At 55.8% G+C, this 6,099-nt stretch carries 7 protein-coding genes and 1 tRNA gene; 6 read left to right on the top strand and 2 right to left on the bottom strand.

The genetic code is table 11. The features are described from left to right. The first annotated feature begins 256 nt into the window (after positions 1–256). From AC5DC2_RS17860 to AC5DC2_RS17880, 5 genes are all read left to right on the top strand, one after another. Positions 257–940 (top strand): S24 family peptidase, encoded by a 684-nt coding sequence (locus tag AC5DC2_RS17860; protein ID WP_491699449.1) that lies wholly within the window; start codon positions 257–259, stop codon positions 938–940. A 486-nt stretch (positions 941–1,426) separates the two neighbouring features. After that, entirely contained in the window at positions 1,427–1,807 is a 381-nt protein-coding gene (locus tag AC5DC2_RS17865; protein WP_152534639.1) for a hypothetical protein, read from the top strand. After that, on the top strand, positions 1,804–2,397 hold the full coding sequence (locus AC5DC2_RS17870; RefSeq protein ID WP_491699450.1) for a hypothetical protein: 594 nt from the start codon (positions 1,804–1,806) through the stop codon (positions 2,395–2,397). Before AC5DC2_RS17865 ends, AC5DC2_RS17870 begins: the two co-directional genes overlap by 4 nt. Next, positions 2,394–2,603: a hypothetical protein gene (locus tag AC5DC2_RS17875; protein ID WP_491699451.1), complete on the top strand. Its 210-nt coding sequence runs from the start codon at positions 2,394–2,396 to the stop codon at positions 2,601–2,603. Before AC5DC2_RS17870 ends, AC5DC2_RS17875 begins: the two co-directional genes overlap by 4 nt. Then, positions 2,597–3,679 carry a tyrosine-type recombinase/integrase gene (locus AC5DC2_RS17880; protein ID WP_491699452.1) on the top strand — a complete coding sequence of 361 codons (1,083 nt, stop codon included), beginning with the start codon at positions 2,597–2,599 and terminating at the stop codon, positions 3,677–3,679. Before AC5DC2_RS17875 ends, AC5DC2_RS17880 begins: the two co-directional genes overlap by 7 nt. 98 nt (positions 3,680–3,777) lie before the next feature. Here the strand turns inward: AC5DC2_RS17880 and AC5DC2_RS17885 are convergent, their stop codons facing one another. Together AC5DC2_RS17885 and AC5DC2_RS17890 are read right to left on the bottom strand one after the other, a co-directional pair. After that, complete coding sequence (locus tag AC5DC2_RS17885) at positions 3,778–5,193, bottom strand: carotenoid oxygenase family protein (protein WP_491699453.1); 1,416 nt, start codon at positions 5,191–5,193, stop codon at positions 3,778–3,780. 301 nt (positions 5,194–5,494) lie between these two features. Beyond that, positions 5,495–5,579 (bottom strand) — tRNA-Leu (locus AC5DC2_RS17890). Between the two features lie 194 nt (positions 5,580–5,773). On the opposite strand from AC5DC2_RS17890, the gene AC5DC2_RS17895 reads away from it, so the two are divergent. Continuing rightward, the coding region (locus AC5DC2_RS17895) for a lipoyl protein ligase domain-containing protein (RefSeq protein WP_491699454.1) at positions 5,774–6,099 on the top strand (326 nt) is incomplete at its 3' end.

Genomic DNA, 6,099 nt, shown 5'->3' on the forward strand with positions numbered 1-6,099 from the left:
CAGACACTACGGTGATCACCCTCACGCCTGACGGCGCCAAAAAGCCAGTCGATCAAGAGCCAGCGCACGGCACGCTCACAAGTCACCGTTGTCAAGCTTGCCCCATCAGTGATGATGATCATGGACGCTTCCACGATTAACTACCCTCGTCGAAACTCTCGTTCGTCCAATAAGGGCTACCCCAAGGGACCTACCAACCAAAACAAGCTGCATTCGAAACGTCATCATGGGGCCATTAAGCGGATATATATACGCCATGTCAACGGATTTATATCCGCCTATACAAATTGACCAGATAGCGGATAACATTCCGCACATGGCAGAAACCGTTCAGGATCGCATTAAGAAGCTATTGGCCCTCCGAAAGGTGACGCCTCAACGAGCAAGTATTGAGGCTGGAATGAGCCGCGATGCCTTGCGGACGCTATTTCGTCACCCTGAGAGAAATCCTTCAGCGAAGATGTTGAGCGGACTCGCTCAAGCATATGACGTCAGCACTGAGTGGTTGCTCAACGGCGGCCCAATGGCTGACGAAGAAGACGCCAACTGTCGTTCTGTCCCGTTGGTTTCCTTTTTAAACGCAGGACAACTATCCGAGCCTAGCCGCCGTGTAGAAAATGCATCGAGTCAAGAGAAAATTCACGTCTCCGGTCTCCCCGATGGAAATTGGATCGCACTGAACGTGGAGGAAGATTCGATGAATCTCTATTCTCCCCCTGGCTCGATAATATTCGTTAATAGGAACGAGCAAGACGCCGTGGACGGTGGTTTTTATGTCGTTCGTACTGATCACGGAGAGGCAATCTACAAACGATACCGTAGCGACCCGGATCGGCTAGAGCCGGAATCTACAAATCGTGAACACCAAACGATATTTCCACGTGGGCCGCTAACGATTATCGGACGCGTTCGCTTGAACCTTTTCAAGTTCCCCAGCTAACTCTTATTTGTTCAATACCAGACCTGATCAGAACGTCGGGTAGGTTAACGCTACCCTTAACGTTTGTCATCTAATTTAGCGTATTATTATCCTCTTTTGATGTTGACGCGTATTTATGTCCGCTATACCCTTCGCCTTCGTTCCCTCTTTGAGCTCCGCGTAGAAACGCTTCTTAGGCCCAAAGAAAGTAACAGAGCTTAGGAAGGATCAACAATGCGCGTGCCTAGCATCTATGGTTTAGTGGCTTGCTCTCTTAAGGACTATACCATCAGCTACCGACAATCATCCGCGAAACCTCGGACAGCCGGGGCTAAGCAAAGTCTGGCTCATGAAAAGATCAACGCCCTACAGTCAGCCTGCGTTCGAACTGCATCTTGGCTTGGCTTCGTGATTGGGTTCTGCAGCGGCATGAGCACTACTGCCGTATTGGCTCTCTCCATCCTTGGCAACTGAACACGACTGCCAGCATAGCAAATGGAGGCTGCGATGAGCGTCTACCTGATCAGGGCATCAGAAACCAAGAAACTACATGGCATCGTCTGGGGCAGTCTCGATCAGATCTGGGATGTCGTCGACGAGATCGAAGAACCCGAGTTCTTCGAATACGCGAAGCTTAAGCCCGGCGGCCTGATCTCACCAACCGGAATTGATCCTGCAAAAACATCCGAGACCCGCTTTAGCGAGATACCGCCCCTTCCAAATGGCGGTTTTCTGCCCGCTGACCTCGACCCCTCAGAACGAACATTTGACGCACTATTCGATCCGGACGACCTTCGCTGGCGCCGGTTCGATGACACCCTTGGTAAGCACGGAATGGTGTCTCGGATACTTTCGGCTATCGACGCTCAGAATGGCGACGAAGCATGAACTCCCATATCCACCTTCTTTCGCGCAGCTCCCACCCAAGGCTGTCCATGAGCAAGCAAGCGTCCGCACGGGAGCGCTTGGAAAGCTATCGTGCGTTGATTACCAGCGCCGCGCCGCTCGCTGACGTAATGGTCGACAATGAAGCCATGCATCTGGAGATATCCGGTCCGGAAGAGCCGGAAATCATCTGCTCGATTCCAACATCCTGCCCGGCAGACAACCGCGAACTAATCCGCCAGCATATCGACATCCCGGCTGACCTGATCGGCATGCTGGATGCAGCTGCCCGTCGTGATGCGCAACGGCGCCGCGAGATTGAAAAGCTGCGGCAAGAACTGGAAACAAAAGGCGGCAAGCCCGCAAGGGACTATGCCGCCGAGTGCGCCATGAAATGCGCCGACCCTGCCTTTAGACAGTTTTTGATTGAAAGACACGATCTGCCGAGCCCTGCCACAGAACAGACGGCTGCCACGCGCGTGAGATCCGCCCTCGCGATAGACGGCCGTGTTGCCCTCAATTCAGATCCCGACGCCGCGTCGCGATGGCGACGAATGGCGCGTGAATTCGAAACGTGGAGACAGCGAAAATGACGATGACGGAAAACGTAGAGACCACCAAACCCACACGTCGACTCCGCGCGACTGAGAGTGGCCTGCGCAAGGCCCTTCTCGCCGCGAGAGCGGCCGGATTTACCGTGGAACGCTTGAATGTACTGGGTGGGGAGTATGAGATCCATTTTGCAGGCGTTGCGCACGATGCACCCTCACCTGATGATGAAGACCTCGAACAATGGTAGCGAAGAAGTTGAAAGTCGAATATCCAGGCTTGATCCGCGAGGCCCTTCCTTCCGGCAATTTTCGCTGGCGCGTAAGACCTGAAGGAAGACCGAAGCAGAAGATTCGTATCCATTGCGGCCCGGGCGACGAAGATTTCCAGAGGCAATATCTGGCTGCTCGCCGCGGTGACAAACCAGAGCCACTCCGCAAGGCGTCAGACTATGCTAAGCCAAGGTCAATCGGGTGGCTCATCAACAGCTACTTCGAGTACCTTGAAAAACGGGTGAGCGCTGGAACAACCAGCGCTAAAACACTGAAAAAGAAGAAGAACCTTCTTTACAGACTGCTGAAAAACCCTGACAGGGTGATGCTCATCCCGACCGAGAAGCTGATAACATTCCAAGACGCAATGAGCGCTTCGCCGGCCCAGGCCGACGCCTTTATCGAAGCGGTCGCCGTCATGTATGACTGGGCAATCAAACGCCGCTACATCGCTCAGAACCCGGCAAGAGGGATCGACAAGATTTACAAAAAGGGGAACGGAGCTACCCCCTGGAAGGCGGAGGATGTACGTACCTTTCTGGCCCATCATCCACAGGGCACAAAAGCCCATGTCGCCATGTCAGTCTTGCTCTGGACTGGTTGCCGCATCGAAGACCTGACGATCTTGGGCTATAGCCATGAATGCATGATAGACGGTGTCGAAGCGCTTCGCTGGATGCCTCGGAAGAAAGGGTCAACAGAAGTCACAATTCCTCTGCTTCCTCCGCTGAAGGAAGCGATCCGAGCTGCGGAGCACAAGGGTAAAACATATGTCGTCGGTCGTGGAAACAGACCATTTGCAAGCGGCGACAGCTTGTCCTCGATGTTCAAGCGCTGGTGCGGTGATGCAAACCTTGGGCACCTCTCCGCTCATGGCGTCAGAAAGGGCTTGGCGGAACTGCTCGCTGAACTCGGCTGCAGCCAATACGAGATCATGGCAATCCTTGGTCATTCCGAAGCCAGAACAAGCGAAGTCTACACGCGGCGCGTCGAGCGCTGGAAACTTGCGCTCGGCGCCATGGACCGCATCGATGTGTCACACGCCTGGAAATAATACCTTTCACCTGCATGATAGCCACGCGGCCAAATATCTTCATTTCGACGGAAAGCCGTCACTAGAATAGAAACAATCGGCAGATGCCATAGTTCAATTCAGGCTGGCACCCAGGTGCCGTGCAAACCTTGCGGCACGCGTTGTGGGAGCCCCAGACGCAGCATCGGCGCCTCTGAGATCCTGTCCGCATCGAGCAAAACGAACTCACTTGCCCCCTTTTCCGGATCATAGAGATAGGTGGCGAGCCAGCCAGCAGTTTCGCCTTGCCCTCTCGGAATGAAGACAGCTTCTCCGGCAATCCGGTTGCCGAAGTCGTGGGCGGAAATGTCGCCGGTTTCGGTATCAACCCGTAGCAGGCAGTTGAATGTGGCTGATGCGCCATTGCCGCCGGTCAGCGTCTCGGTGAGCGTCGGCGCAAAGATATATCGGCTCGACACCGAAGACCGCCGCTCATCGATGCGCGGAAACTCCACCACCTTGTCAAACCAGCTTTGCTCGCGGATCTTTCCGGTCGACGTGTTGAGCACGAGACGGTGCAGTCGCGGCGGCTCTGTGTTGCGTTCACCGTAACCGAAATAGAGCTTCTGATGCTTCACGTAGTCAACGACGATCTCGTTTCCGCGTTCGAAGCCGTTTGCAAAATGAAACACGAAAAACGCGTCGGCTTCGAACCAGCGCAGTTCGCCTCCATCCAACGGCATTACCGCGATTCGCAGCCCGAGTTCAGGGCGCCACTGGATGAACGACTCGCCTTCCATCATCTTTTGCATGTCGAAGACGGCCGGGCCGATTAGAAGAACCAGATAGCGCTCAGTAAGGACGAAGTCATGGATCATGCTGGCGGCCGCAAGCCTGATATCAAAGCTGCGGCGAAGTCGCCCGTCGCGACCGATGTGGTGAATGGTGACTGTTGGCGACATTACATCGTAATTCAGCGCGAAGAGATCGCCGGTCACGGGATGAACGCGGTTGTGTGCGCCCATCATGATCGGCCTCTCGGTTCCTGCCGTAAAGGGACCGAGTGTCTCAAGCTCCGGGCCGATCTCCCAGGCAGGCTCTCCCTCGCCCATCGCCAGGAGGTGGTCGCCATGCTGCATCACGCCGACAAAGGCCGAAGCCTTGAATGGATTCTCCGGGTCATCATCTGGTCCAAGCAATGCGGGATCAACGGGAGACGGGGTCATCAGGCCACCGAAAACGGCATGTCCAGCCAGGTCCTCGATCTCGAAACTGCGGGTGCGCACATATCTGTTGCGATACCGCACCTGTCCGTTCTCAAAGGTGATCGCATGCAGCATGCCATCGCCTTCAAGCGGGTAGTTGTAGGACGTCGGCTCAAAGCGCGGATTAGGCCCGTTGCGGATATAGCTGCCCGCCAGATCCACGGGGATGGCCCCTTCAAGAACCTCAAGACCTGTTGCATCGATCTCCGCACCGATAGGCGCGAAATTGCCCGACAGGTGAGGATTGTCCGAACGCCATGAAATTGATTCCGTGATGCGATTCCGGCCCATGCGCAACTCCTCTTTGCGGTTCAGAACGGGAAAGATCGACGGACATTAACGGAGGAAGCGTTGCTGCCGCAATGGGTCCGCGGAGAGGACTGCCCCTGTCTCGAATTCTATCAACGGGGCAAGCGGTGGCGCTATGGATGACGTCGCTGGACCTGAGAACAGGCACCACACGACAGCAGCATTTCTTGGCTTCAGGGATGCAACCGATCGGACAATTGCGAGCAAATGTGCCCCACGCCTCGTTCGGCGTGGTACATAATTTGGATCAAATGCCTGAAAAATAAGAGATAAAATCTCAAAATGGTGCGGTCGAGAAGACTCGAACTTCCACGGGTTGCCCCACAGCGACCTCAACGCTGCGCGTCTACCAATTCCGCCACGACCGCATCGTGGTAGGGCCGGTTTGTGCCGGCGCCGCTGCATGTAGCAAAAGCCTTCTCGGCGCACAAGCGTCTGTGACGGTTTTTTTTCATTTCGGCGGGAGAAACTTTCAGGCGCTCCCGGACCGACTTTTTGCGCCCGCCCTTTCGCCTTGCCGCCGACCGTGAAATCTGCAAGGAGAACGCCGAAGGACGAAGCCATGGAACGACGCGAAATCGATTTTCTGATGCATGCCGGGCCCGGCGCGCCGCCGGTAAGATGGCGGGTTTCGGAGGGGCTTGTCCCCTATCCCGAAGCACTTGCCACCATGGAACGGGAGGTCGATCTGATCGCCCGCGGCGAAGCGGACGAGCTTGTCTGGCTGGTCGAGCACCCGCCGCTTTACACCGCCGGCACAAGCGCGGTTCGGCAGGATCTCCTGACGCCCGACCGCTTTCCCGTCTTCGAGACCGGACGCGGCGGCGAATACACCTATCACGGCCCCGGACAGCGGGTCGCCTATCTGATGCTCGACCTGAAGCGGCG

The sequence above is a fragment of the Martelella sp. genome, assembly GCF_984369615.1.